A 25597-nucleotide genomic window follows, 5' to 3' on the forward strand; every position below is an offset into this window, starting at 1 on the left:
GGCATTCCCACGATCAAGGTGCGTTCTTTTATGACCGAGCAACTCCCGGCGGATTCCGCCGCTCCCGATCCGACCGACGAAGCTGCGCTTGCGCTCGCCGTCAGTAGCGCCCTTGAGGCGATTGCCGCGGCCAGCGATCTGGAACAGCTCAAAGAGGCTAGGCTGGCGCATACCGGAGAAAAATCACCGCTAAGTCTGGCTAACCGTGGCATTAAAGACATCGCCAAAGAACTCAAAGCCACCGCTGGCAAGCTCATGGGAGCTGCCCGCGGGCAGGTCAACCAAGCGCTTGCGGCGAGGACTGAGATTCTCGAAGCCGAAGCCGCGGAACGGATCTTGGTCGAAGAGGCTGTGGACGTCACGGCAGCTCCGCGCCGGCGTCGTGCGGGGGCGAGGCACCCGCTGGCCACCCTTCAAGAGCGGGTCAGCGATATTTTCGTCGGCATGGGTTGGGAGATCGCCGAAGGTCCTGAGCTGGAATCTGAGTGGTTTAACTTTGATGCGTTGAACTTCAAACCTGATCACCCAGCTCGGGAACTTCAAGACACATTCTTCGTAGAACCTCCGGAAGCGCATTTGCTGTTGCGCACGCATACCTCTCCGGTTCAGGTCCGCTCCATGCTGGAGCGCGAGTTGCCGATCTACGTACTGTGCCCGGGAAAAACCTTCCGCACCGACGAGCTCGACGCAACGCACACGCCGGTTTTCCACCAATTTGAAGGTCTCGCGATTGACAAGCACCTTTCAATGGCGGATTTGCGCGGCACCTTGGAACACTTTGCGCGGCAGATGTTTGGTGATGAGGCGCAAATTCGACTTAGGCCCAATTATTTTCCGTTTACCGAGCCCTCGGCCGAGCTGGACATTTGGCACCCTGGTGCCAAGGGTGGCCCGCGTTGGATCGAGTGGGGCGGTTGCGGCATGGTGAATGAAAATGTGTTGCGCGCCGCCGGAATTGACCCAGAAGAATACTCAGGATTTGCCTTCGGTATGGGCATTGAGCGGACGCTGATGTTCCGCAACGAAGTCGCCGATATGCGCGACATGATCGAGGGCGATATTCGCTTCAGCCAGCACTTCGGGATGGAAATCTAATGCGTATACCTTTATCTTGGCTGCGTGAATTCGCTGCCGTTCCGGCCGACGCCACCGCCGAAGATGTGATGGCTGATCTAGTCCGGGTAGGACTGGAAGAAGAAGCAGTGCACCGGCCCACCGACTTTCTTTCTGGGCCAATTGTGGTTGGCCAAGTGCTTTCGCTGGTCAAAGAACCGCAAACTAATGGCAAAACGATCAATTGGTGCCAGGTTCGCGTTGTGCCCGAGGGCGCAACTCAAACGCTCGAGGGCGATGGAATTTCTCCGGACGGAATTCAAGGCATAGTGTGCGGTGCACACAACTTTGTTGAAGGTGACAAGGTCATTGTGACACTGCCTGGTGCTGTGCTGCCTGGAGACTTCCGGATCTCGCCGCGTAAAACTTACGGGCACACCTCCGCTGGCATGATTGCGTCCTCGCGTGAGTTGGGCATTGGCCAAGATCACGATGGCATTGTGGTGCTGTCAACGCTTGGACTCGATCCCGAACTTGGTAGCTCGGTTTACGAACTTCTTGGCTTGGATGATCATGCGGCCGAAGTCAACGTGACACCGGATCGAGGATATGCGTTCTCGATCCGCGGCATCGCTCGTGAATACGCGCATGCCACTGGCACGGAGTTCGTCGATCCGGCTGCGCAGCCGACGGTTGTTCCGGCAGATTCTGCGGGCTTCCCGGTCCGTCTTGAAGACGGCGCGCCAATTTACGGCAAGCCTGGCGTCGATCGTTTTGTTGCGCGAATTGTGCGCGGTATTGATGTTTCCGTACCCACTCCGCAGTGGATGGCATCGCGATTGCGGCTTGCTGGTATCCGATCGATTTCGCTGCCGGTAGACATCTCAAACTATGTGATGTGGGAGCTAGGTCAGCCGCTGCATTTCTACGATTTGAACAAATTGTCTGGACCGATTGTGGTCCGCCGCGCGGCCGCGGCAGAGTCCTTGACTACTCTCGATGGCAAAGCACGCAAGCTCGACGTCGAAGATCTGCTGATCACCGACGATTCTGGTCCGGTTGGCATTGCTGGTGTGATGGGCGGGGCGGCGACCGAAGTCTCCGCGAGCACGCAGGATGTGCTCATCGAGGCAGCGCACTTTGAAGAAATCACGATCGCGCGGAGCCGGCGTAGGCACAAATTATCTTCGGAAGCTTCGAAGCGTTACGAACGTGGCGTTGACCCGTTGGTCGCAGATATCGCCACGCAGCGCGCGGTCGATTTGCTCGTAGAGCTCGCCGGTGGCACGGCCGATCCGCACGGTACCGACGTGTTTTCTGGATTTACTCCGAAGACCATTGGATTCGTCGCTGGTTACCCGGCTCGACGCGTGGGGATTCAATTCACTGACGAGCAGATCGAGCGTGCGCTGACTGATATTGGTGCCACTGTTGGCCAATCAGATGGAATCTACGGCGTCAGCGCGCCGTCTTGGCGCCCAGATCTGGAGACCAAAGACGACCTCGCCGAAGAAATCGCCCGATTGGTCGGCTACGACCAGATTCCGGCAACGCTGCCTGTTGCGCCGCCGGGACGAGGGCTCAGCCGAGTACAGCAGCAACGTCGTCGGACGCTGCAAGCGCTAGCCGATTCGGGACTCACCGAGGTGCTGGCCTATCCGTTCGTCTCCAAAGCAATGAATAACACCTTTGGCGTGGCTGAAGGTGGAACTGAGGCGCGTGCGGTGAAGCTCGCGAATCCAATCAGCGAAGAATTCGGTTTCTTGCGTACTTCGGTTCTGCCTGGCTTGCTTGAGGTGGCGAAACGTAATCTATCGCGTGGCTTCCGTGACTTAGCTCTTTTTGAGGCAGGCTCGGTGTTCTTGCCGGCTGAAACGATGGGTACCGCCTCGATTCCGCCACTGGGCGCTAGGCCCGCAGACGAAGTTCTGGATGAACTCTATGCCGGCATCCCGGATCAGCCATTGCACATTGCGGCTGTTCTCATTGGTTCCGATTCGGCGGCTGCGCCGGATCATAAGCCACGGTCGTGGGACTACGCTGATGCACTCGACGTGGCCAAGCTTGCCGCTGAAGTCTTAGGCGTAGACATCGTAGCTGTCCAGGGCAGGCACCAAGCTTTCCACCCCGGTCGCACCGCTCAATTGGAACTCCGAGATGGCACCTTACTTGGCTACGCCGGCGAGCTTCACCCGAAGCTGCTGGCTGAGTCAGATCTTCCAGCACGAACGATTGCGGTGGAATTCGATCTTGATGCGCTCTTCGAAGCGGCTGCCGATGTGATCGTGGCCAAGTCGATTTCAACTTTCCCGTTGGCGACGCAGGATGTGGCCTTGGTGGTCGACGCCGAGGTGCCGGCCAGCGAGGTCCTCGAGGTGTTGCGTACTGGCGCGGGCGAGCTACTCGAAGAGGTCGCTTTGTTCGATGACTACCGCGGGCACAACGTGGGTGAAGGGAAGAAGTCGTTGGCCTTTGGTCTTCGGTTCCGAGCCACTGACCGGACTTTGACTGCGGAAGAAGCCACCGCGGCTCGTGAGAGCGCCGTTGCTGCAGCTGCCGCCGCCTTCGGTGCGGTACTGCGCTAAGCCATGCTGATATCCGGGAAGTAGAACCGGCAGCCTTAGACTTCGAGCAAGTCATGGGGCTCTACGACTCGGTCGGTTGGTCTGCCTATACCAAGGATCCGCAGGCTTTGAAGGGAGCCTTGAATGGCTCAGAATTTATTTGTGTGGCCGAGGAAGATGGCCAACTTTTGGGACTGGCGCGCGCTATATCGGATGGCTTCACTGTGTGCTATTTACAAGATGTCTTAGTGAACCCGGCTTGGCAGCGGCAAGGGATTGGTGCTGAGCTGGTCAAACAGGTATTGGCAGCGCATGATCAGCTCCTCCAATTCGTCTTGCTGACCGATGACGAGCCTGCGCAACACGCGTTTTACCGTTCCTTGGGCCTAACAAATACTGCAGACCAAGCAGGAATTAACGCCTTCTTCCGGTTCAGCTAGCTGCTACCGCCGTCGGCAGTGCTTCTGCGAGTACCGCTGACTTTTTACTGGCGGCCTTGGCCGCTATCAAGATGACTAGCAGGCCAAGACCGGACAGAATTGCGCCAATCCAGATCGGGGAGGTGTAGCCCAGGCCCACGCCGATGCCTACGCCGCCCAGCCAAGCGCCAAGGGCGTTGCCGATGTTGAATGCGGCAATATTGCTACCGGAAGCCAGCGTTGGTGTTTCATGGGCGAAATGCATGATCCGCATTTGCAGGCCGGGTACGGTACCAAAGCCGAATCCTGCCATGAGTACCAGCGCGGAAATGGTCACGACGGGGTTGGCTGCGAAGATCGAGAAAACAATCAGAATCACAGTTAGTACCGTCAGGCTCACGGCAAGAGTTTTGTCTCGGGCTTTATCAGCAGTTTTACCACCGATGAGGTTTCCGGCGAAGGAACCTAATCCGAAGAGGATGAGTAACCAGGGCACCAGCGTGCTGGCAAATCCGGTGACCTCGGTCAGAGTGTAAGCGATATAAGTAAAGGCGCCGAACATTCCGCCAAAGCCCAGAATGGTCACGGCAATAGAAAGCCAGACCTGGCCCTTTCCGAAGGCCTTAATTTCATCGCGAAGTCTGGACGGTTTTCCGGCCACATGTTGTTTCGGTACCAATAATGCGATACCAGCCATGGCGACCAGTCCCAAAACTGAAATCACTGCGAAGGTTGAGCGCCAACCGAAATTCTGTCCGAGTAAAGTGCCGAAGGGTACACCGAGCACGGTTGCCATCGTCAGCCCAGCGAACATCATCGATATTGCCGCGCCTTTGCGTTCCGGCGCGACCATGTTTGCCGCTACGACCGCGCCGATGCCAAAGAAAGCACCGTGCGTTAGTGCGGCAAGGATACGGCCAGTCAGCATCAGGCTGAAGGTGGGCGCTACCGCGGAGAGCAAGTTGCCGGCGATGAACAACACCATCAGCGAGATCAAGACAGCTTTGCGGGGGAGTCAGGTCACAGCGGCGGTCAGTAAGATGCCGCTGACGGCGACCGAAAGCGCATAGCCGGAGATAAGCCAACCAGCCGTCGGCTCATCTACGTTGAATGTTTGGGCTACTTCGGGAAGTAGTCCCATGATGACGAATTCGGTCAGGCCGATGCCGAATCCGCTGATGGCCAACGCTAAGAGGCCGAGAGGCATGAGAAGGACTCCTTGAGGGATCTTGACAGGTGCGCAGAGAAATTAGCTGCGTATGCAATAGTTGCACACGCGCTATATAGGCGCAAGCCGTGTAATATGGAGGGATGGGAATTGCAGACGACGCGGTAGAAATTCGGGCACTGGGCTGGCGACGCCTTGCTGCTTTGCATGGCTTGATCGAATCGTCGTTGGAGCGCGAGTTGCAGGCTAAACACGGATTATCCGTTGTGGAGTACACCGTGTTGGACGCTTTGTCCCGGCAAGACGGTTGGCACATGCGGATGCAACAGTTAGCGCGAGCGGCAGCGTTGTCTGGTAGTGCGACCACCCGATTGGTGAACCGATTGGAAGAACGAGGCTTCTTATCGCGCTATCTGTGTGCAGATGATCGTCGCGGAATTTATACCGAAGTCACCGAAGCTGGCTTAACAGCGCTGAAAAAGGCGCGTCCTGATCATGACGAAACTCTTGAGCACGCTCTTGCCGAGGCTGCGCAGACCGAAGAACTGCGTCTGCTGGCAGAATCGCTAAATAACTGACTCAGTAGAGATCAATCTCGCCGGGGGCGAAGAGTTCCGCGGCGTGACCAACCACCAGTCGATCCGGCACGCCAACTAGTTCAACGTCCTTTTCTGGGTAGTCAAAGCGGGCGAGCACATGACGCATCGCTTCGAGCCGGGCACGTTTTTTGTCGTTAACTCTTTACCACGGTCCAAGGCGAATGCCTGGTGTCGGTCTTACGAAACATCATCTCTTTCGCGGCGGTGTACGCGTCCCATTTATCTAGCGAGGCTAAGTCCATGGGGGAGAGTTTCCACTGACGTACCGGGTCTACCTGCCGAATAGTGAACCGGGTGAGTTGTTCTGACCGCGAGACCGAAAACCAGAATTTGACCACGTCAACGCCATCGTTGACCAACATCTTTTCGAAAGCCGGGGCTTGGCGCAGAAACTCAGCGTATTGACCGTCAGTACAGAAGCCCATAACCCTTTCTACCCCGGCCCTGGTGTACCACGATCGATCGAACATTACGATCTCGCCAGCCGCGGGCAAATGGTAAACATAGCGCTGGAAGTACCATTGGCTTTGTTCACGTGCGGTGGGCTTCTCCAGGGCGACGACTCGAGCCCCACGCGGATTCATTTGTTCAGTGAACCGTTTGATAGTGCCACCTTTGCCGGCCGCATCGCGGCCCTCAAATAACAGCACGATTCTGCGACCGGTGTCTTTGACCCAATTTTGCAGTTTCAGTAGTTCGATTTGGAGCAGCCGCTTATCCATTTCGTAGATTTCCCGAGCAAGTCGAGCGTCGTAGGGATAGCCTTCCCTCCAAGTATCTACCGCAACACCATCTGGCCCGATAAGTACCGGATCGTCGTCGTCGGTGTCCAAAACACTGAACCCGGGGAGCGCGAGCTTCATTTCAACCATGACCTGACCATAGAGTGGGGGAGTGAACCACCGATTAATGCCTGGTGAACCGGTGAGGTTCGAGGACGTCACCGTGCGGGCCGTGCAGCTCTCCAAAGTCGACGCCGAGCCGGCTTGGCTGAGTTCGGCCGAGAGTCTGCGAGCTTCGCGGTTCAGCAGCCAAGAACTGCACGACCGTTTCGTGGCAAGACGACTCGCGATCCGCATCTTCGCGGCCAAGCTATTGGGTGTCTCTCCCGAGCGCCTCGAGTCGCATTACTCCTGCCCAGACCACGGCGCGGGCGTGCATTTAGACCACGGGCGTCCTGGTTTCGCTTTGGTTGGCGAAGTTATGCCAATAGCTTTGAGCAGTTCAAGTAGCGCGGATTGGACGTTACTGGCCGGGATAGCCAGCTCGAGGCCGAAAATCGGGATTGATCTAGAGCAGATAGCGCGTGTTGGCTTCGAAGGTTTTGACGATGCGGTGCTGACGGCACAAGAGAAATCGCGTTGTCTTAGCCTTCCAGCTGAGGATAGACCCAGTTTTCGAGCGAATTGTTGGGGTGCAAAAGAAGCATTGCTCAAAGCTGACGGCCGCGGACTCCGGATTGACCAGAGCACAATTGAGTCGTATTCGCCGCAGGTCCGGTTGCTCGATTCTCAGTCTTTGGGGATGCCCGCCGGTTTTTCCGCCGCTTTAGCCGTGCAAGACTAGCCGTGCAGGATTAGCGACTGCTAGCCGACTGAGCTGGAAACGCAGGTAGCTCGGCTTGATAAAGCCAAGGCGTCAACAACGCGCGGGAATCTAGGCCGGGCTCTAACTCGTCGGCCAGCGCAAAGAACTCGGACGTGCTCACCGAACTGTGCGCATAGCGCTCCGTCCAGCTTCGCAGCAGCGCGAAAAATGCCTCATCACCACGGGCGTTGCGTAAGGCATGCAATGTTAAGGAGCCACGCTTATAAACTCGATCATCGAACATTTTGACCGCACCGGGGGAGCCAATGATCAGATCCTGTGCTTCGGCGGCCAGCTTTTGGTGCGCTGCTTTTGCCCGGTCTGCGGCTTTCATCAAACCAGAAGCCTCGGACCAAATCCATTCTGCGTAGCAGGCAAAACCTTCGTGAAGCCAGATGTCCTGCCAGCGCGCGAGCGTCAAGGAATTGCCAAACCATTGGTGTGACAACTCATGAGCGATCAAGCGTTGCGCATCCCAGCCGGAATTCAAATGATTGCGCCCGATGATCGACAACGACTGAGCCTCAAGCGGTATGTCTAGCTCGTCTTCAGTAACCACCACGGTGTATCCGGCGAAGGGGTATGGCCCAAAGCAAAACTCAAAGGTATCCATCATGGCTCGCTGCTTTTGCCAGGCCTTCAAGGGTGCGCGGGACCAAAGCGGCGGGCACCGCAACGGCTAGCGGAACGGGCTCACTCGGTGCCCGATGCGTTCCCCGTTGCTGCTCGGCAAGCGGCAAAAGTTGGTAGCGGCCAATCTGCACCGTAGCGAGGTAAGTTGCCATCGGTTCGGGTTGTTCATAAACCCAGGTCTGCCGGCTGGATTTGCTCGAATGGGAAATCAGGGTGCCATTGCAAACTGGTCGGTAGTTGACGTCGGTGGTGACAGAAATGCGAAAGCTAGCCTTTTGACTGGGGTGATCATTACAAGGAAACCAGCTGGGTGCTCCGGTTGGCTGCCCCGCAACTAAAACGCCGTCGGCTAGTTCTTCCCAGCCAACATCGCCCCAGATGCCGTCGCTGGGTGCTGGATTCCCTTCGTATCGCACCTCGATGCTAAAGGGCTGCCCCTTTGCGATCGCTTCCGCCAACGTCACGACCAATTGCCCGGTGCGTTGGGCGTATGTAGCAACTTTTAGCGATTTTCCCGAGCTTTTGACCGCAATTTTTCCAGCGCGCAAACCATCCAGATTGAGCACTATCGATTTCAATTTGGTTGTTGTGACGGCGTCGATGACTGCCTTGCCGATGAGCCGATTGCTTGCCAGCCGACAATCGAGATCCAAATCATAATGTTGGACGCGGAAGTCATCGGTGCCATGCCCCGGAGTGTAAGGGTCAAAGGGTTCTAAAGTTGCTGTGCTCATGAATTCTGTTCAGTAGTCTGTATTGGTCCTTGAGCCGCTGGTCCCTTCCAAGGGCTGACCGGATTGCCAATCCAGTAGCTTCCAGCTGGCACGGTTTCACCGCGCATCACCAAAGATGCAGGGCCAACCGTTCCGCCCCGGGCAATCCGGGCCGCGGGCAGGATTACGCTGTGGGGGCCCATCGTGGCACCCTCTTCTAGGGTAACGGTGTCTAGGGCCATGATTCGGTCATGGAAGAGGTGAGTCTGAACTACGCAGCCCCGATTCACCGTTGAGCTTTCACCCAGGGTCACCAGATCGGCCTCCGGCAGCCAATACGATTCGCACCAGGTTCCGTGCCCAATTTTGGCACCAAGCGAACGTAGCCACCAGACAAGAGCCGGCGTACCACTTGCTGCCCGGGCAAACCAGGGAGCTGCCACCGACTCTATACAAGGTGTCCACTACCTCGCTAAGCCAAATAAACGAGCTTCACAACGGATGCTCGCCAACCCTAATCCTGCCCACCAAGAGCCATTTAGCTACGACGGCGCTGCCCGCAGCAACCGCACCAGCGAGCATCATGACGACTCCGCCCAGTACCGCCGCGACAAAGTATCCAGTGTGACTTGCCAGCCAAGAAAACAAGCTCAAGACGCTTACTGTGATGGCGACGGTCAGCATCGTAGGAACGAATCGACAAATCTCCCAGAGTGCTCTGGCGACTTTCAGTTTTCTCGGCGGTTCGAAGGTTCGCGAAGCATCGGAACTTTGCGCCACCCGACGCAGGCGTACCGGTGGTGATCCAAGCCAGGACGTACCGGCTTTTGCTTTCGCGGGCGTCGCTGAAAGTACCGCGACCAGTGAGTTCTTCGGCACAGATCTGCCCGCGGCAGTCATACCGGAGTTGCCAAGAAAAGCGCGTTTGCCAATTTTCGCCGGCGCAATATGGACAAAGCCGCCGCCAAGTTCGTAGGAGGCAACCATCGTTTTATCGGCCAAAAATGCGCCATCGCCGACCGTGGTCATGGAAGGTAGCAGCAACACGGTAGAAGCTTCAACGTTCTTCCCGATCTTGGCCCCGAGTAAGCGCAACCAAATCGGGGTGAATAGCGAGGCGTAAATCGGGAAGAGTAAGTCTCTGGCTAAATCCAGCACGCGTTCAGTCGCCCAGACTTGCCAACCAATTCGGCTGCGCACCGGGTGGAACCCTTCCCGTAGGCCAAGGCTAAGTAAGCGGACGGTGCCGAGAATGAGCAGCATCAGAATCAGGAACCAGATCAGCGTTGCAAGGGGAACGGCAAGCAATAACTGAAGGTAAATATGATCCAGCGCGGGGAAAGCGGGCAGCCCGACGCCGGCGGGCGAGCGCCAGATTGCCGCAGCCAAACTTAGGCCGAAGAAACCAGCAATTGCCGCGGCAAGAAAGGGAATCATTGACAACACGGTTGACGCTGAAGCGTAAATTCCTAGCCAAAGGCGGTTACTACGTTGCGGTACCTCTGGCCAGTCGGGACGAGCTTTGCCGATCCGTTACGCCGGAGCGCCGGAATACTGTTGGCCAGCGCGTACTTTACCCAGTACCGCAGAGCCCGCGGCAACTTGGGCGCTTCTGCCCACTCGGGTGCCGGGCATTAAGGTGCTGCGCGCACCGACGGTTGCGTTAGCACCCACCGCAATCCTGCCAATATGCACATTGTCGCCGTCGATCCACCAACCGGACAGATCAACTTCGGGTTCGATCGAGGCGCCCTCACCCAAGCTCAGGAAACCAGTGACCGGGGGTACCGAATGCAAGCTGACGTCTTTGCCTATTTTTGCGCCCAAAGCGCGTGCGTAATGTGACACCCAAGGTGCACTCGCTAATGAGACGGCTTGGGCTAAATCAGCAATTTGCTCAGCCAGCCATAGTCGCAGGTGCACGCGTCCGCTGCGTGGATAGACGCCGGGAGTGACATCACGCAATAGGATCCGGGCCGCGAGCACTGAAATTCCCATCCGTCCCCAGGGGCTAACGAATACCGCCCAAGTAGCCAGAATCCACCACCAACTCACAGTTGGCAGATGCCATTCAGCAGTGCCCTCAGTGCCGCTGAGGAAAGCGAGGATATTACTGATGACCATGAGATAAGTCAGCCAACGCATACCTACCAAAATATGCAACGGAAGGCCCATAAGGGTTTGAAAAACTTGCGACTTACGGGCCGTTCGGCGCACGTCACGGACGACGGCGGGCGCAGCGTTTTGGTAATCAGGAACCGACTGTCTGGCCAGATCCACCAAGGCGCCGATCCTGGGGTGGGCATAGATGTCAGCAACGGTGATCGTTGGGTAGCGTACCCGAAGCGCGGAGACTAGTTGTGCCGCGGCAAGCGAGCCGCCACCTTGCGCGAAGAAATCTGCGTCCAGATTTGCCGCATCGCCGCCCAAGATCGAATTCCACTGGTCCAGGATCCACTGGGAATCTGGTTCTAATTCCAAGTCGGCTACGTTGTCGCCACTTCCAGAACCGAGCAAAGGCCAAGGCAAAGCGTTTCGGTCTACCTTGCCACTGGTCTTAGTCGGCAAAGTCTCCACGACGGTGAGTAACGGTATCAATGCGGCAGGTAATTCTTTGCCGAGCAGTCCACGACAACTGGCCAGGTCTACCGGTTCCGACGCCGAATCTGCTACCAGATATCCCACCAAAATCTGGTTGCCACCGGCAGTAGTTTTTACTGCGGCCGCGGCACCGAAGATTCCGGGTAAGCCTTGCAGCGCAGCATCGATTTCGCCGAGCTCTATTCGCCGACCGCCAAGCTTCACTTGTTCATCGGCGCGACCCATGAAAATCAGCCCAGCCAGCTCAAACCGGACTAAATCGCCGCTACGATAGGCCCGTTGCCAGCCAAGGCTGGGCATCGGGGCGTATTTTTCGGCGTCTTTAGCCGGGTCTAAATAGCGAGCTAGCCCGACGCCGCCGATGATTAGTTCGCCAATTTCACCCTCGGCGACCGGCACACCATTTTTATCTACAACGGCTAGGTCCCAGCCATCTAATGGCAAACCAATGCGCACTGGTCGAGCGTCTGGCCCGCTATGGCCGCCTAGGGGAGCTGCGCAGGCAACAACTGTCGCCTCGGTGGGTCCGTAGGTATTCCATACTTCGCGATCTTCTACCGCGAGCCGATCGGCAAGATCTGGCGGGCACGCTTCGCCACCGAAAATCAGCAGTCGAACATTTTCTAACGCTTCTACCGGCCATAACGCGGCAAGCGTCGGCACGGTGGAAACGACCGTGATTCCATGCGAAATAAGCCACGGGCCTAAGTCCATGCCAGTCCGTACAAGCGAGCGAGGTGCAGGCACCAGGCAGGCGCCGTGCCGCCAGGCGAGCCGCATTTCTTCGCACGAAGCGTCGAAAGCTACCGACAGTCCGGCCAATACCCGATCATTGCTATTTATCGGCTCTGCTTGTAAAAATAAACGAGCTTCAGCGTCAACAAATGCCGCAGCAGATCGATGCGATACCGCGACCCCTTTGGGCGTACCAGTCGAACCCGAGGTGAAGATGATCCAAGAATCGTCGTCTACGGTGGGCGTGCGCGGGTGGGGAAACGGCGCAGGCCGATCTTTACCGACTAGGATTTCGCCAGTGTGCAACACTCCGGCGACTTTGGCTTCACTGAAGACAAGTTTGGCGCGCTCATCTGGGTCATCGGCGTCTACTGGAACGTAAGCGGCACCGATCATGAGCACCGAAAGGATCGCAATGTAGAGCTCTGCAGTTCCCGAGGGAATCCGCACGCCAACCTTGTCGCCGGCGCCTAATCCCGCCAGATGCAGGGTCTTGGGGTAGGCCTTAATCTCTTGCAGAAGTTCGGCATAACTCAGGGACCGAGTGCCGTCATCGAGCGCTGAAGCATCTGGAAAAGCCTCGGCGCTCGCGTTGAGGATGTCGATCAGTTTCCGTTCCGGCGGGGTGGCCTGCGAGCCGGGCAACTGAGGGGCATAAACGTTCATGGTTTCAGGAGTACCTTGCCGGTTGTTTTGCGTCCTTGGAGATCCCGATGCGCTTGAGCTGCGTCAGCGAGTGGATAGCTAGCGCCAATCCGAACGGAAAGCTCACCTTTGAGCACTGCGTCGAGAACGTCTGCCGAGCGCCAGCGGCGCTCCTCGGCGTCGAGAAGGTAAGAAGCCATTGTTGGGCGAGTCAAGAACAACGATCCACCGCGATTGAGGCGCTGAATATCGAAGGACGGTACCGGGCCCGAAGCGGCACCGTACAGCACCAGCGTTCCGCGAATCTTGAGCGCCGCTAAGGAACCGTCGAAAGTGTCCTTGCCGACGCCGTCGAACACTACGTCGACGCCGCGGCCTCCGGTCAATTCACGAACCTTTTCGGAGAAATCCTCATAACGCAACACCTGATCTGCGCCAGCTTCTCTGGCCAGAGCTTCCTTTTCATCGTTGGATACGGTGCTGATCACGGTTGCCCCCTTTGCTTTGAGCAGCTGGATCAGCAGCAGGCCAACTCCGCCCGCGCCAGCGTGCACCAACACGGTATGACTAGGCTGTACGGCAAAAGTTTAATTGATTAAATAATGCGCAGTGATGCCCTGTAAGGGCAGCGCCGCCGCAGTATCCAGATCTATTCCGGCGGGTACCGGGAGCGCTTTTGCGGCGTCGAATAACGTGTATTCAGCATAAGATTCGGCACCCTCTGTGCAGGCGACGTGGTCACCTACCGCGAAGTTTGTTACGCCTTCACCCAGAGCGGCCACAACGCCAGCTGATTCAGATCCTGGCGTGAACGGTAACTCGATGGGATAGATACCTTCGCGTTGATAGGTCTCGATGTAGTTGACGCCGATCGCGGCAACCTTAACGAGTAGCTGACCTGGACCGGGCTGTGGTGCAGCAACATCGGTGATCTGCAAGACCTCAGGGCCCCCAGCAGTAGTCGCAACGATGGCTTTCATAGCGGCACCCCTCTATAACTCTTTAGTTTTTGTACTAGTTCCCATCGTAGGCTTAGCCGGTGACATTCAGATGAACAGCATGACGGGCCGTGGCGTGCATAGAAATCGCACGGCGCACGGCCCGCTCAGCTTCGAGGTTTAGTTCGTTAGTTCTTGCTCACGATCCATGAATCGTTGGCGTGCTGCACTACTTGCGACAAATCACAACGGAAGCTTGATTGACCGGCCTTATAAACGCTGCTGTTCGACGACGTCGGTGCGCTCCACTGGCCGTCGATTTTGAGCTTGTACTCGGTGCTTTGGAACGACTTTGTGCCCATACGCATTGCAGTAATTGGCTGAGGTGCCTGCCGGCCCGTTCGTGTAAAGCTCAAAGATGTTCCAGCTTCGGTTGGTATCGCCCTGATCGGAGCCGCTTTGGGTGAAGAGGGTGTCCCATTTTTGCGTGCGCACATTGAATAATTGCGCCGACCAGGTGTTGCTGCTGGCGCTGGTTTGCTCCAGCTTGCCGAGGTAGGAATCGAGCCCATTTTTCTTCACGGTGTAATTGGCAACGAAGGTTGAATCGATATTTACCGACTTGGCTACATCGATTGAATCGCACCAAATCCCAATCCCAAGCCCAGACCTGCGGGGTATGTCCGCCGTTATAAGCAGCGACCATCTCAATGCACGAATTAGGTGCCTTCATGGTCGGAGCGTAGAGCGTATCCGAGCTGAAGGTGTACCCGGCTGCTACTGAGTTGTAGGCCTGCTGGCCCGTCATCGGCACATTGCTGGTAAAGACGCCCCAAGCTGGGTGATCTGGCACGGCTGCATCAGTGTTGGTGTCGAGGCCTTTGGCCGCGCTGCGCTCCTGTGTCCGGATGCGGGCAAAATGGTCGGCGGCACTGGTCAACGTGGTGCCGTCGTGCGCGCCGATGACCGAGCTTGTTGATGCGGTTGTTGAGGGAGCAGCCTCGGCGTTACCAGCAATGACGCCGATAAAAAGTGAAGTAGCAAGAAGTCCGGTAGTGGCTAGTGCAATACAAAGCGGTTTTTCCACGGTTCAGTCCAATCGGGAAGCCGGAGAATCGAGGATTTCAGCGGACTACGCGCCATTGCGCAGCCCACCAACTTAGAACGATAGGTATTCGGGCTGGACGCAAGCTTCGCGCCTGGTCGGAATTACCTGGAATATCTACCGATCATCCACCCACTTTGAATGCTTGACTCAGCGGCGCAAATAGTTTTGGAAACGGCGCTCGCCGTCGGCCATAACTTTCCGGTGTGCCCAGCTAAAAGCTGGGGCCGCTACCGGTGCCAGTAAGTTCATCCAGCGCTTAGTGGTGCGAACTGTCCAGCCGATGCTGATCACGGTTTTGGGCTGCTCGCTACTGCCTTCATCGGCGAAGTTGGTGCCGCCGACGCCGTTGAGGTCGCCGCTGCCGGATACCTGTAACCGGCTTAAATGGGTGATGTCAGTGATTTTCAAGCCAACTCGGAGCTTGTAGCCAAGCGGGCTTCGTACGGTGAGCATCAGTTCTTCACCAATTGACGGGTCGTGGCTTGATGACGGCGAGCTTAGTTGAAAGGCGGGCCACCAATGCTGCCAGCTTCGCAAGACCACCAATTCGTGCCAGCAGCGTTCTGAACTTGCTGGAAGCCGCCAGACGGTGTGAAGCGAATAGTGATGCATAAATATTTACACCTATGTATATTTGCAGCTAAGCTAGAGCTATGAAGATTTCAGTTGCGGTCTCCGGTGCGAGCGGATACGCCGGTGGCGAGGTGCTGCGCTTATTGGCAAACCACCCCCAAGTCCAGATTGGCGCAATTACTGCGCATAGCAACGCTGGTTCCAGACTAGGCGAGTTGCAACCGCATTTATACAGCTTGGCGGACCGACTTCTTGAAGAAAATTCGGTAGCGAACCTTGCTGGCCACGATGTGGTCTTCTTGGCTTTGCCACACGGTGCTTCCGGCGAAATTGCTGCCCAGCTGCCAGCTGAAACACTAGTGATCGACGCCGGCGCGGACCATCGGCTAGTCTATGCCGGTGCCTGGCAAGAGTTCTACCACTCCGAGCACGCCGGGACCTGGCCCTACGGCCTGCCGGAGCTGCCAATAGCTCATGGCCGGAGGCAACGCGAGGAGTTGCGCACTACTAAGCGGATCGCGGTGCCGGGCTGCTACCCGACCAGTGCCTTGCTGGCCCTTGCGCCAGGCTTCGCGGCTGGCGCTTTACTGGCGGACGACGTCGTCATCGTCTCGGCATCGGGCACCTCGGGGGCGGGTAAAGCGGCGAAGACCAACCTGCTTGGTTCAGAAGTCATCGGCTCGATGGCTCCCTATGGCGTAGGCGGCGTGCATCGGCACACTCCCGAGATTGAGCAGGGTCTCAGCAGTGTGGCCGGTGAGCAGGTAACCGTTTCCTTTACCCCGACGCTTGCCCCGATGAGCCGAGGCATTCTGACTACGGCAACCGCGAAAGTCGCGCCACAGTTATTGAAAGAAACATCAGCGGCCCAACTACGCCAGATCTGGGTAGACGCGTATGAGGACGAAGAATTTATCCACGTTTTGCCCGAAGGTCAATGGCCAGCCACTCAGTCAGTGTTGGGCTCGAATCACGTCGGAATCCAAGTAGCGCTCGACGAGCGAACTGGCCGGGTGATAGTTTGCTCGGTCATTGACAATCTGACCAAGGGCACTGCCGGTGCTGCCGTGCAATCAATGAACATCGCGCTGGGACTCGAAGAGAATCTTGGCTTGAAGCAGCTAGGAGTGGCACCGTGAGCACAGGCATCACCGTGGCGAAAGGATTCCGGGCCGCCGGCGTCGCCGCAGGACTCAAATCTACCGGAAAACCAGATGTAGCCTTGGTGGTCAACGATGGACCGATGACGAATGCCGCGGCAGTGTTTACGAGCAATCGGGTTGCGGCTGCACCGGTCTACTGGTCACGACAAGTAGTTGGTGACGGCCGGGCGGACGCCGTGGTGCTCAACTCCGGCGGAGCGAACGCTTGCACCGGTGCCCAAGGCTTTCAGAACACGCACGCCACCGCCGAGCACGTGGCGGAGCTTCTGGCAATTTCAGCCGCTGATGTGCTGGTCTGTTCCACTGGACTGATTGGCGAGCAATTGCCGATGCCCAAGCTGTTGGCGGGTGTCGATGCGGCAGCTGCGCAGCTGACGCTCGACGGCGGGCATAATGCAGCGCAGGCGATTATGACCACCGACACGATCAGCAAAGAAGCGGTCCATCAATCCGAAGCAGGTTGGAGCTTGGGCGGAATGGCTAAGGGTGCCGGCATGTTAGCGCCAGCCCTGGCAACAATGCTCGTGGTGCTCACGACCGATGCGGTGCTTGACTCAGCCGAGTTAGATTCCGCACTACGTGCCGCTTGCAAACTCAGTTTTGATCGTGCGGATTCAGATGGTTGCATGTCCACCAACGACACGGTAATCCTGCTCGCTTCCGGGGCCAGCGGTGTTAAGCCGGAACTGGCTGACTTCCAAGAACAGCTCACCGTTGCCTGCACCGTCTTGGCGCAAGCGCTGATTGGCGATGCCGAGGGGGCCAGCCACGATATTGCGATCCGTACTTTCAACGCGGCATCGGAAGATCAGGCAGTCCTGGTCGCCAAAGCAGTAGCTCGCTCGAATCTGTTCAAAACCGCGATCTTCGGCAATGACCCCAACTGGGGCCGGGTACTTTCCGCTGTTGGCACGGTGCCCGAAGAGCAAGCAACCTTTGATCCCAATCAACTCAATGTTTCGATCAACGGGGTGCAGATTTGCCGCGCTGGCGGGATCGGCGATTCCCGCGACCTGGTCGACTTGAGTCCGCGCGCGGTTTTGGTAGAAATCGATCTGAACGCGGGCAGTGCTGAAGCCACCGTCTGGACCAACGACCTCACCCACGATTACGTCCACGAGAACAGCGCATATTCCTCATGAGTCCCCTAACTAGTGCAACCAGTGCGCCAAATAAAGCCGAAATCCTGATTGAAGCGTTGCCCTGGATCCAGCAGTTCGCCGGCACCGTCGTCGTCGTCAAATACGGCGGAAACGCGATGGTGAGCGATGAACTGCGCCAGGCTTTTACCGAGGACATGGTCTTCCTGCACCATGTAGGCATCAAACCGGTGGTGGTGCATGGCGGCGGCCCGCAGATCAACTCGATGCTCGGCAAACTAGGCATTGAATCTGAGTTCAAAGGCGGCCTGCGGGTCACCACTCCGGAAGCAATGGAAGTAGTCCGGATGGTACTCGCCGGGCAGGTGGGTCGCGAGCTGGTGGGGCTGATCAATGCGCACGGACCATACGCGGTAGGCCTTTCCGGTGAAGACGGTGCGCTTCTGCAAGCAGTGCGTACCGGAACGGTAGTTGACGGCGTCGAAGTCGACTTAGGCCAGGTTGGTGAAGTGATCGGCGTCAATCCGGGCTCGATCCTCGACTTGCTAGATGCCGGTCGAATCCCGGTGATTTCCACCATCGCACCCGAAGTTGGTAAGGCCTCGAGCGTACTCAACGTCAATGCGGACACCGCGGCTGCGGCCCTTGCCGTGGCGCTCCAAGCCTCACGGTTGGTGATCTTGACCGACGTCGAAGGTCTGTATCGAAATTGGCCAGATAAGGACTCGCTCATCAGCGCATTGAGCGTCAAAGAGCTTCGCGAGCTATTGCCGTCCTTGGCCTCCGGCATGATCCCCAAAATGACCGCTTGCCTCAAAGCAGTCGATGGAGGGGTGCGCAGGGCTTCCGTCGTGGACGGACGCAGCCCGCATTCAATGCTCTTGGAAATATTCACTACCGCAGGTAATGGCACCCAAGTCTTCCCAGAAGCTGGGCCGCAAGGAGAAAAGGCATGAACACGGCAAGTTTGCACAGCACTGATTCACGCAGCACCGAGCCGACAGTTTCCGCGCTAGTTCACGAGTCCTCCTCTGCCCAATGGCTTGAGCGCTACCAGAAGTCGCTTATAGGCGTGTTTGGCGCCCCGCAGCGGGTTCTGGTCCGTGGTGCCGGAGCCGTGGTCTGGGACGCCGATGGCAAGGAATACCTTGACCTGCTTGGTGGGATTGCTGTGAACTCGCTGGGGCACGCACACCCGTTTGTCACTTCGGTGATTGCTAGTCAATTGGCCACGCCCGGGCACATATCCAACTTCTTTACTAGCCCCACTCAAATTGCGCTCGCTGAAAAGCTCCTAGAAATCAGCCAAGCACCCCTGGGCTCCGCGGTGTTTTTCGCCAACTCAGGTGCTGAGGCCAACGAAGCAGCATTCAAACTTGCTCGGGCACACGGTAATTCACATGGGAAACCCCGGATCTTGGCGCTTGAGGGAGCTTTCCACGGCCGCACGATGGGCGCGCTCGCCTTGACCGCAAAAGAAGCGTATCGGAAGCCCTTTGAGCCATTGCCGGCCGGCGTCGAGCATTTGCCCTTTGGCGATCTCGGTGCGTTGGAGGCTGCTCTTGCCAACCACGATGTTGCTGCCTTGGTGCTAGAGCCAATTCAGGGCGAGATTGGTGTTCGTCCTTTGCCGGCCGGGTACCTGAAAGCGGCGCGTGAACTCACCCGCGCAGCGGGTGCGCTGTTGATCATGGATGAAGTGCAGACCGGGGCCGGACGCACCGGCAACTGGTTCGCCTACCCAGAAATTTTCGGCCCGGATTTCAACGCTTTCGCTCACCAAGGTGCAGACCTACCGGATGCCATTACCCTGGCAAAAGGTCTGGGCAGCGGATTCCCGATCGGCGCGCTGATCGCGGTGGGGCCCACGACGTCGAAATTGCTCGGCGCTGGCGCACACGGAACCACTTTTGGTGGTAACCCGGTAGCCACCGCGGCGGCACTTGCCACTTTGCACACCATCGAATCAACCGGCCTGCTCAGCCAAGTTCGGGCCCGCGGTGCCGCGTTGCGGGCCGCGCTGGCCGACGTCGAACATGTCACGGCGGTGCGGGGCAGCGGACTGCTGATCGGCTTCGATCTGGACGGCGCCGAATTAGGCAGCGATGGCGGCCCGGCGCTGGTACAGGCTGGGCTGAATGCTGGCTTTATTGTGAACATCCCAGGCCCACGCACCATCAGGTTGGCTCCACCACTCATCCTCAGCGAAGCGCAAGCTGACAGCTTCATTTCCGCACTGCCACAGTTGATCCAATCTGCTAAAGGAGCAGCATCATGACCAGGCACTTTCTTGTTGATACCGATCTGAACCCGCAAGAACAGACCGAGGTGCTTGATTTGGCGCTCCAGCTCAAGCGCAATCCATATTTGCGTCAGCCATTTGCGGGGGTGGGTGCCGGGCGGAAAACCGTTGCGGTGATCTTTGACAAGACCTCCACCCGAACGCGAGTTTCCTTTGCCGCGGGCATTTCAGAGTTGGGCGGTACCCCGCTGATTATTGGCGCAGGCGAATCACAGCTGGGTCATAAGGAGTCCATCGCAGACACCGCGAAGGTGCTCGAACGGATGGTGGCAACCATTGTCTGGCGGACTTTCGCTCAAGTGGGTTTGGAAGAAATGGCTGCCAACTCAAAAGTTCCGGTGATCAACGCGCTTTCCGACGACTATCACCCTTGCCAACTGCTGGCGGACCTGCTCACCATCAAAGAGCACAAAGGTGGGCTCAAGGGTCTGACCATGACTTACCTCGGCGATGGTGCAAATAACATGGCGAACTCCTATTTGCTCGCCGGGGTCACCGCCGGAATGCATGTCAGGATCGCCGCGCCGGCCGAGTACCAACCCGATGAATCTGTGGTCAGAGATGCACTGAACCGGGCGGATGAAACGGGTGGCTCAGTTTTGGTCACCACCGATCCTCGGCTAGCTGCCTCCGGAGCAGATGTGCTGGCAACAGATACCTGGGTTTCGATGGGGCAAGAGGACGAAAAAGCGTCACGCGCAGAGATCTTTAAGCCGTACGCCCTCGATGCTGCTGCCTTAGCCCTAGCCGCGGCAGACGCCGTCGTACTGCATTGCCTGCCGGCATACCGCGGATACGAGATTGCCGCCGAAGTCATTGATGGCCCGCAGTCTGTGGTTTGGGACGAAGCCGAAAATCGCTTGCATGCACAAAAAGCCCTAATGGCCTGGCTAGTTGAGCGATCATGAGCGCCGAATCTGCCGCCATCGTGCAGCCAATCGCCTTGATCCCGGCGACTAAAACCGCTCGACAAGCACGAATTGCGGCATTGTTGACCGCGCAATCGGTGCGCTCGCAAGCCGAGCTGGCTGCCTTGCTGGCCGACGACGGCGTGCAGGTCACCCAGGCGACGCTCTCCCGTGATTTGGTCGAATTGGGTGCAGTGCGAGTACGGGCGGACGGTGGATTGGTTTATGCGGTGCCGCAAGCGGGCGTTGACCGGACACCGCACGCGGCAGTATCCAAAGAGTATTTAGATGCTCGAATGACTCGATTGTGTGCGGAATTACTGGTGACCGCTGAAGCTTCAGCCAATCTAGTGGTGCTGAGAACGCCGCCGGGAGCCGCGAATTTTCTGGCCATGGCGATTGACCATTCAGTGCTGCCAGATATTCTGGGCACGATTGCTGGCGACGATACCGTGTTGGTGATTGCCCGCGATCCGTTCGGTGGCGCGGCTATTGCGGAGAGGTTTCTACAATTTGCTGAGGAGCCCGGAACCTAAACCTCGCCACGAACCCTCTTGGGATGCATTTTCGGCATACGGATGCCGTTGCAACTAGTTAGAAGACCATCCGGATGCTGAAAATGCATCCGAACATCAATAAATATGAAGGAGTACCTGTGACTGATCGCATCGTGCTGGCCTACTCGGGCGGACTAGACACCTCTGTTGCTATTGGCTGGATTGGCGAAGCCACCGGCGCTGAAGTGATTGCGGTAGCCGTCGACGTCGGACAAGGCGGCGAGTCGCTGGAGACAGTACGCCAGCGCGCGCTGGGTTGCGGCGCCGTTGAGGCCTATGTTGCCGATGCCCGCGATGAGTTCGCCAACGAATATTGTATGCCTACTTTGAAGGCCAATGCACTGTACCAAGGGCACTACCCGCTGGTTTCAGCGATTTCCCGGCCCGTGATCGTGAAACACCTGGTCAAAGCAGCGCGTGAATTTGGCGCAACCACAGTCGCGCACGGTTGTACCGGCAAAGGCAACGATCAGGTGCGCTTCGAAGTGGGCATTCAGACCCTTGGCCCGGACCTCAAATGCATTGCACCGGTTCGCGACTTGGCATTGACCCGGGACAAAGCCATTGAATACGCAGAGCGCAACAACCTGCCGATCGAGACGACCAAAAAGAACCCGTACTCGATCGACCAGAACGTCTGGGGTCGCGCCGTGGAGACGGGCTACCTCGAAGACATTTGGAATGCGCCCACCAAAGACATTTATGACTACACAGCGACGCCGGAATTCCCGCCCGCCCCGGATGAAGCGGTCATCTCATTCCGCGCTGGTGTACCGGTAGCGCTCGACGGCGTTTTGCTTTCACCGTTGCAGGTTATTCAGGAACTCAACCGTCGCGCCGGTGCTCAAGGTGTTGGCCGGATCGACGTCGTCGAAGACCGGTTAGTGGGCATCAAGAGCCGGGAGATTTACGAAGCGCCAGGTGCCATGACGCTGATCACCGCGCACAAACACCTGGAAGACGTCACGATTGAGCGTGAGCAGGCGCGTTTCAAGGCTACGGTTAGCCAGCGTTGGGCCGAATTGGTTTATGACGGCCAGTGGTTCTCCCCGTTGAAGCGCTCTTTGGACGTCTTCATCGATGACACGCAGAAATACGTGAGCGGCGACATTCGCGTTGTGCTGCACGCAGGCGTTGCTTCGGTGAATGGTCGGCGTACCGATACCGGTTTGTACGACTTCAACTTGGCAACCTACGACACCGGCGATACTTTCGATCAGTCGCAAGCGCGTGGCTTCATTGAACTCTGGGGCCTGTCAGCGAAGACCGCCACTACTCGCGACGAGCGGGTTGCGGCATCCGGCGAGAACGCATGACCTCCGCTACCAACGGGGGCTCACTTTGGGGCGCTCGGTTTGCGGGTGCCCCGGCGGATGCACTGGCGGCATTGAGCAAGTCGACGCATTTTGACTGGCGGTTGGCTCGTTACGATCTGGCCGGCTCCCGGGCGCATGCTCGGGTTTTGCAACGTGCAGGCTTGCTCACTGACGTCGAACTCGATGGCATGCTCACAGCTTTAGACGGACTCGATGCGGACGTTACTTCGGGCGCCTTTGTTGCTGCCGAATCCGACGAGGACGTGCACGGCGCGTTGGAGCGCGGACTGATTGAGCGGGCTGGCCCAGAACTGGGAGGCAAGCTACGCGCTGGACGCTCGCGGAACGATCAGATCGCCGCCTTTGGTCGGATGTTCCTGCGTGATCACGCTCGACTCGTTGCCCGCGGCGTGCTTGCGACTATCGATGCACTGCTGGCACAGGCCACCGCGCACCACGGTGTGGCGATGCCTGGCCGGACGCACCTGCAGCACGCGCAGCCGGTGTTGTTGAGTCATCATTTGATGGCGCACGCATGGGCGCTGCTGCGTGATGTGCAACGGTTGCAGGATTGGGATCGCCGCGCAGCCGTCTCGCCTTACGGCTCCGGGGCGTTGGCCGGCTCTTCGCTGGGGCTGGACCCGAACGCCGTCGCCGATGAACTGGGCTTTGACTCGGCGGTTTGGAATTCGATTGATGGCACCGCTTCCCGGGACGTTTTTGCGGAGTTCTCCTGGATCGCCGCGATGATTGGCGTGGATCTGTCCCGAATCAGCGAAGAGATTATCCTCTGGGCGACCAAGGAATTCTCCTTTGTGACCCTGGATGATGCGTTCTCAACCGGCTCCTCGATCATGCCGCAAAAGAAGAATCCGGATGTAGCGGAGCTTGCTCGTGGCAAGGCCGGTCGTTTGATCGGCGATCTCACCGGTCTACTGGCCACCTTGAAAGGGCTCCCGCTCGCGTACAACCGAGACCTCCAAGAGGATAAAGAGCCAGTTTTCGACGCCGCGGACACCTTGGAATTGCTGCTTCCGGCGGTTTCCGGAATGATCGCGACGCTTGATTTCAACACCGAACGGATGGAGGAATTGGCGCCGTTGGGCTTCGCGCTGGCGACGGATGTGGCTGACTGGTTGGTTCGGCAGGGCGTGCCGTTCCGCGATGCGCATGAGCTTTCTGGTGCTGCTGTGAAGCAAGCCGAATCGCGCGGTGTGGAACTGTGGGATCTCAGCGATGCAGAGTACGCGGCGATTTCGCCGCAGCTGACTCCTGAGCTGCGCACGGTGCTTTCTACCGAGGGATCGTTGGCGAGCCGGAGCGCCCAAGGCGGGACCGCGCCGTCGGCCGTTCTGGCACAGCGAGCCGCTTTTGAGGCGCAACTCGCGCCGGTCCGAGACTTCGCACGCTAATCCCCCCGCCGAGTGTCGAGATATGGCGGTTAGAACGCGCTAAAAGCGACCATATCTCGACACTCGGCGGAAGGAACTAAGCTGGGGACATGAGCGAGGAATTGAGACAGAAACTGCGCGCCCTGCCGGATTTTCCGGACGAATTGCCGGAGTTCGACGTCGAAGCTGCCGCGGCCGCGCCGGAACAGCTTTTTATCGACTGGCTCAACCTCGCGATGGAAAAAGGACTGCGGCAACCCCACGCTTTTTCGCTCGCTACCGCAACTTCCGACGGAACACCTTCAGCGCGGATGCTGATCCTCAAAGGGCTCGATGCCGATGGTTGGCTTTTCGCCAGCGCCAAGACGTCCCGTAAGGGCGAAGAGTTGAGCAGCAATCCGCAGGCCGCAATGAACTTCTCCTGGCTTGAGCTGGGCCGGCAGGTGCGCTTAGTGGGCACCGTCGTCGAGCTTTCGGTGCAGGAATCGGCCCGCGATTGGCAAGAACGCCCGCAAAGCGACGGCTCCGCAAATCCTGTTTGGCAGCTCTATGCCTTACAACCGCTTGAGGTGGAATTCTGGCAAGCCCGGCATGATCGTCACCATCGCCGGCTCTTTTATCGACGCGCGAATCCGAATGACACCTGGCGGAAGGTCACGTGAGCTGATTCCATTCCGCCGAGTGTCGAGATATGGCGGTTAAAACGCGCCAAAATTGACCATATCTCGACACCCGGCGGAATGGGACGGAATCGACTACCGTAGTCACATGACACTCAGCGAGGGAGCTGGACTCCTACCCGCCATTGCCGAAACCCAGCAAGCTGCCTGCCAGTTCCGGCTTTGGCTTGAAGAGCATAGCGATGACGATATTCGGGAACCATCCGCGCTGCCCGGGTGGAGCAGGGCGCAGCTTTTTGCTCACCTGCGTGGTGTGAGCTTAGCGCTTGCCAGGCAATTGGCATACGCCAAGCGCCAGGAAATCATTGAAATGGACGACGGCGGCGCGGACGGCAGAAATGCCGACATCGCCAAATACGCGGCGCAGCAGAAACCACAGTTGCTCGCTGAGCTGGAATCCTCATTAGCTAGCCTCGCTGGGGCAATCGATGCTTTGACCGACGCGGATCTAGACACCAAGACCGCGTTTCGGGACGGCACCGTTGCCGACGTCGTCAAAGCTGCGTGGCGGGAGTTGGTTATCCACCAAGACGATCTGCTTATTGGCGTCAGCAGCAGTGACTGGACAGCTGAATTTTGCCGCCATCTCTTTAGCTTCCTCGAAGCGCGGGTGCCAGAAAAAACTCGTTTGGTACTGCAGCCGATTGGTGCCCAGCCCGTGACGTTGAGCACCGGAAATACTTCTGGCAAGAGCTACGTCATTATCGGGATGCTCAACGATATTGCGGCTTGGCTTGCTGGGCGGAAACCAGCCGGTCAGATCGAAGCTTTTGCCGCTGCCGATTCCGTGGCACTTCCAGAGCTGTTGCCTTGGCCATCGGCGGTTCCGGCAAGGTAAGCGGGT

Annotated in this window: 19 protein-coding genes and 4 pseudogenes; 15 read left to right on the forward strand and 8 right to left on the reverse strand. The window is 57.9% G+C overall.

Features of this window, described 5'->3' with window-relative positions:
• Positions 1 to 30: 30 nt before the first annotated feature.
• The 3 genes from pheS to RSAL33209_RS03265 are packed head-to-tail and all read left to right on the forward strand — an operon-like array spanning position 31 to position 4057.
• On the forward strand, positions 31 to 1095 hold the full coding sequence (pheS, locus tag RSAL33209_RS03255) for a phenylalanine--tRNA ligase subunit alpha (RefSeq protein WP_041684373.1): 1065 nt from the start codon (positions 31 to 33) through the stop codon (positions 1093 to 1095).
• Positions 1095 to 3638 carry a phenylalanine--tRNA ligase subunit beta gene (gene pheT / locus RSAL33209_RS03260; RefSeq protein WP_012244205.1) on the forward strand — a complete coding sequence of 848 codons (2544 nt, stop codon included), beginning with the start codon at positions 1095 to 1097 and terminating at the stop codon, positions 3636 to 3638. The genes pheS and pheT overlap by 1 nt, the downstream gene beginning before the upstream one ends.
• A gap of 53 nt (positions 3639 to 3691) precedes the next feature.
• Complete coding sequence (locus RSAL33209_RS03265; RefSeq protein WP_012244206.1) at positions 3692 to 4057, forward strand: GNAT family N-acetyltransferase; 366 nt, start codon at positions 3692 to 3694, stop codon at positions 4055 to 4057.
• Here RSAL33209_RS03265 and RSAL33209_RS03270 read toward each other — a convergent pair.
• Positions 4050 to 5243: pseudogene (locus RSAL33209_RS03270) on the reverse strand (MFS transporter). The gene RSAL33209_RS03265 and the pseudogene RSAL33209_RS03270 overlap by 8 nt on opposite strands.
• A gap of 104 nt (positions 5244 to 5347) precedes the next feature.
• Between RSAL33209_RS03270 and RSAL33209_RS03275 the strand changes: the two are divergent.
• Positions 5348 to 5782 (forward strand): MarR family winged helix-turn-helix transcriptional regulator, encoded by a 435-nt coding sequence (locus RSAL33209_RS03275; RefSeq protein ID WP_012244209.1) that lies wholly within the window; start codon positions 5348 to 5350, stop codon positions 5780 to 5782.
• Between the two features lies 1 nt (position 5783).
• Here RSAL33209_RS03275 and ppk2 read toward each other — a convergent pair.
• Positions 5784 to 6675 (reverse strand): annotated as a pseudogene (gene ppk2 / locus RSAL33209_RS03280) (polyphosphate kinase 2).
• 22 nt (positions 6676 to 6697) lie between these two features.
• Here ppk2 and RSAL33209_RS03285 point away from each other — a divergent pair.
• Complete coding sequence (locus tag RSAL33209_RS03285; RefSeq protein ID WP_049758801.1) at positions 6698 to 7369, forward strand: 4'-phosphopantetheinyl transferase family protein; 672 nt, start codon at positions 6698 to 6700, stop codon at positions 7367 to 7369.
• Positions 7370 to 7379: 10 nt separating this feature from the next.
• Here RSAL33209_RS03285 and RSAL33209_RS19510 read toward each other — a convergent pair whose 3' ends face one another.
• The 6 genes and pseudogenes from RSAL33209_RS19510 to RSAL33209_RS03315 form a co-directional block, all read right to left on the reverse strand.
• Positions 7380 to 8003, reverse strand: a complete 624-nt coding sequence (locus RSAL33209_RS19510) for a M1 family aminopeptidase (RefSeq protein WP_012244212.1) — start codon at positions 8001 to 8003, stop codon at positions 7380 to 7382.
• The gene (locus RSAL33209_RS19515) at positions 7990 to 8757 is read right to left on the reverse strand and encodes a gluzincin family metallopeptidase (RefSeq protein ID WP_012244213.1); all 768 of its coding nucleotides are present in this window, start codon (positions 8755 to 8757) and stop codon (positions 7990 to 7992) included. Before RSAL33209_RS19515 ends, RSAL33209_RS19510 begins: the two co-directional genes overlap by 14 nt.
• Positions 8754 to 12738: pseudogene (locus tag RSAL33209_RS03300) on the reverse strand (Pls/PosA family non-ribosomal peptide synthetase). Before RSAL33209_RS03300 ends, RSAL33209_RS19515 begins: the two are co-directional and overlap by 4 nt.
• Positions 12735 to 13697 (reverse strand): annotated as a pseudogene (locus RSAL33209_RS03305) (quinone oxidoreductase family protein). The pseudogenes RSAL33209_RS03300 and RSAL33209_RS03305 overlap by 4 nt, the downstream one beginning before the upstream one ends.
• Positions 13698 to 14067: 370 nt before the next feature.
• A complete protein-coding gene (locus RSAL33209_RS03310) occupies positions 14068 to 14742 on the reverse strand; it encodes a hypothetical protein (protein WP_012244219.1) in 675 nt (224 codons plus the stop codon).
• A gap of 168 nt (positions 14743 to 14910) precedes the next feature.
• Positions 14911 to 15216 carry an SRPBCC family protein gene (locus RSAL33209_RS03315; protein ID WP_145962033.1) on the reverse strand — a complete coding sequence of 102 codons (306 nt, stop codon included), beginning with the start codon at positions 15214 to 15216 and terminating at the stop codon, positions 14911 to 14913.
• 200 nt (positions 15217 to 15416) lie between these two features.
• Here RSAL33209_RS03315 and argC point away from each other — a divergent pair, with 200 nt between their 5' ends.
• From argC to RSAL33209_RS03365, 10 genes are all read left to right on the forward strand, one after another.
• Positions 15417 to 16475: an N-acetyl-gamma-glutamyl-phosphate reductase gene (gene argC, locus RSAL33209_RS03320; RefSeq protein ID WP_012244221.1), complete on the forward strand. Its 1059-nt coding sequence runs from the start codon at positions 15417 to 15419 to the stop codon at positions 16473 to 16475.
• Positions 16472 to 17641, forward strand: a complete 1170-nt coding sequence (gene argJ, locus RSAL33209_RS03325; protein WP_012244222.1) for a bifunctional glutamate N-acetyltransferase/amino-acid acetyltransferase ArgJ — start codon at positions 16472 to 16474, stop codon at positions 17639 to 17641. The genes argC and argJ overlap by 4 nt, the downstream gene beginning before the upstream one ends.
• Positions 17638 to 18555, forward strand: coding sequence for an acetylglutamate kinase (gene argB / locus RSAL33209_RS03330; RefSeq protein ID WP_012244223.1), 918 nt, complete (start codon positions 17638 to 17640; stop codon positions 18553 to 18555). The genes argJ and argB overlap by 4 nt, the downstream gene beginning before the upstream one ends.
• The gene (locus RSAL33209_RS03335) at positions 18552 to 19877 is read left to right on the forward strand and encodes an acetylornithine transaminase (protein WP_012244224.1); all 1326 of its coding nucleotides are present in this window, start codon (positions 18552 to 18554) and stop codon (positions 19875 to 19877) included. The genes argB and RSAL33209_RS03335 overlap by 4 nt, the downstream gene beginning before the upstream one ends.
• Complete coding sequence (gene argF / locus RSAL33209_RS03340) at positions 19874 to 20809, forward strand: ornithine carbamoyltransferase (protein WP_012244225.1); 936 nt, start codon at positions 19874 to 19876, stop codon at positions 20807 to 20809. Before RSAL33209_RS03335 ends, argF begins: the two co-directional genes overlap by 4 nt.
• Positions 20806 to 21345 carry an arginine repressor gene (locus RSAL33209_RS03345; protein WP_012244226.1) on the forward strand — a complete coding sequence of 180 codons (540 nt, stop codon included), beginning with the start codon at positions 20806 to 20808 and terminating at the stop codon, positions 21343 to 21345. Before argF ends, RSAL33209_RS03345 begins: the two co-directional genes overlap by 4 nt.
• A 119-nt stretch (positions 21346 to 21464) precedes the next feature.
• Positions 21465 to 22682 (forward strand): argininosuccinate synthase, encoded by a 1218-nt coding sequence (locus RSAL33209_RS03350; RefSeq protein ID WP_041685103.1) that lies wholly within the window; start codon positions 21465 to 21467, stop codon positions 22680 to 22682.
• Positions 22679 to 24094 (forward strand): argininosuccinate lyase, encoded by a 1416-nt coding sequence (argH, locus tag RSAL33209_RS03355; protein ID WP_012244228.1) that lies wholly within the window; start codon positions 22679 to 22681, stop codon positions 24092 to 24094. Before RSAL33209_RS03350 ends, argH begins: the two co-directional genes overlap by 4 nt.
• Before the next feature lie 89 nt (positions 24095 to 24183).
• Positions 24184 to 24735, forward strand: coding sequence for a pyridoxine/pyridoxamine 5'-phosphate oxidase (locus RSAL33209_RS03360; protein ID WP_012244229.1), 552 nt, complete (start codon positions 24184 to 24186; stop codon positions 24733 to 24735).
• Positions 24736 to 24841: 106 nt separating this feature from the next.
• Positions 24842 to 25591, forward strand: a complete 750-nt coding sequence (locus RSAL33209_RS03365; protein ID WP_041684378.1) for a maleylpyruvate isomerase family mycothiol-dependent enzyme — start codon at positions 24842 to 24844, stop codon at positions 25589 to 25591.
• The last annotated feature ends 6 nt before the right edge of the window (positions 25592 to 25597 follow it).

It is taken from the genome of Renibacterium salmoninarum ATCC 33209 (assembly GCF_000018885.1).
Taxonomy (GTDB): domain Bacteria; phylum Actinomycetota; class Actinomycetes; order Actinomycetales; family Micrococcaceae; genus Renibacterium; species Renibacterium salmoninarum.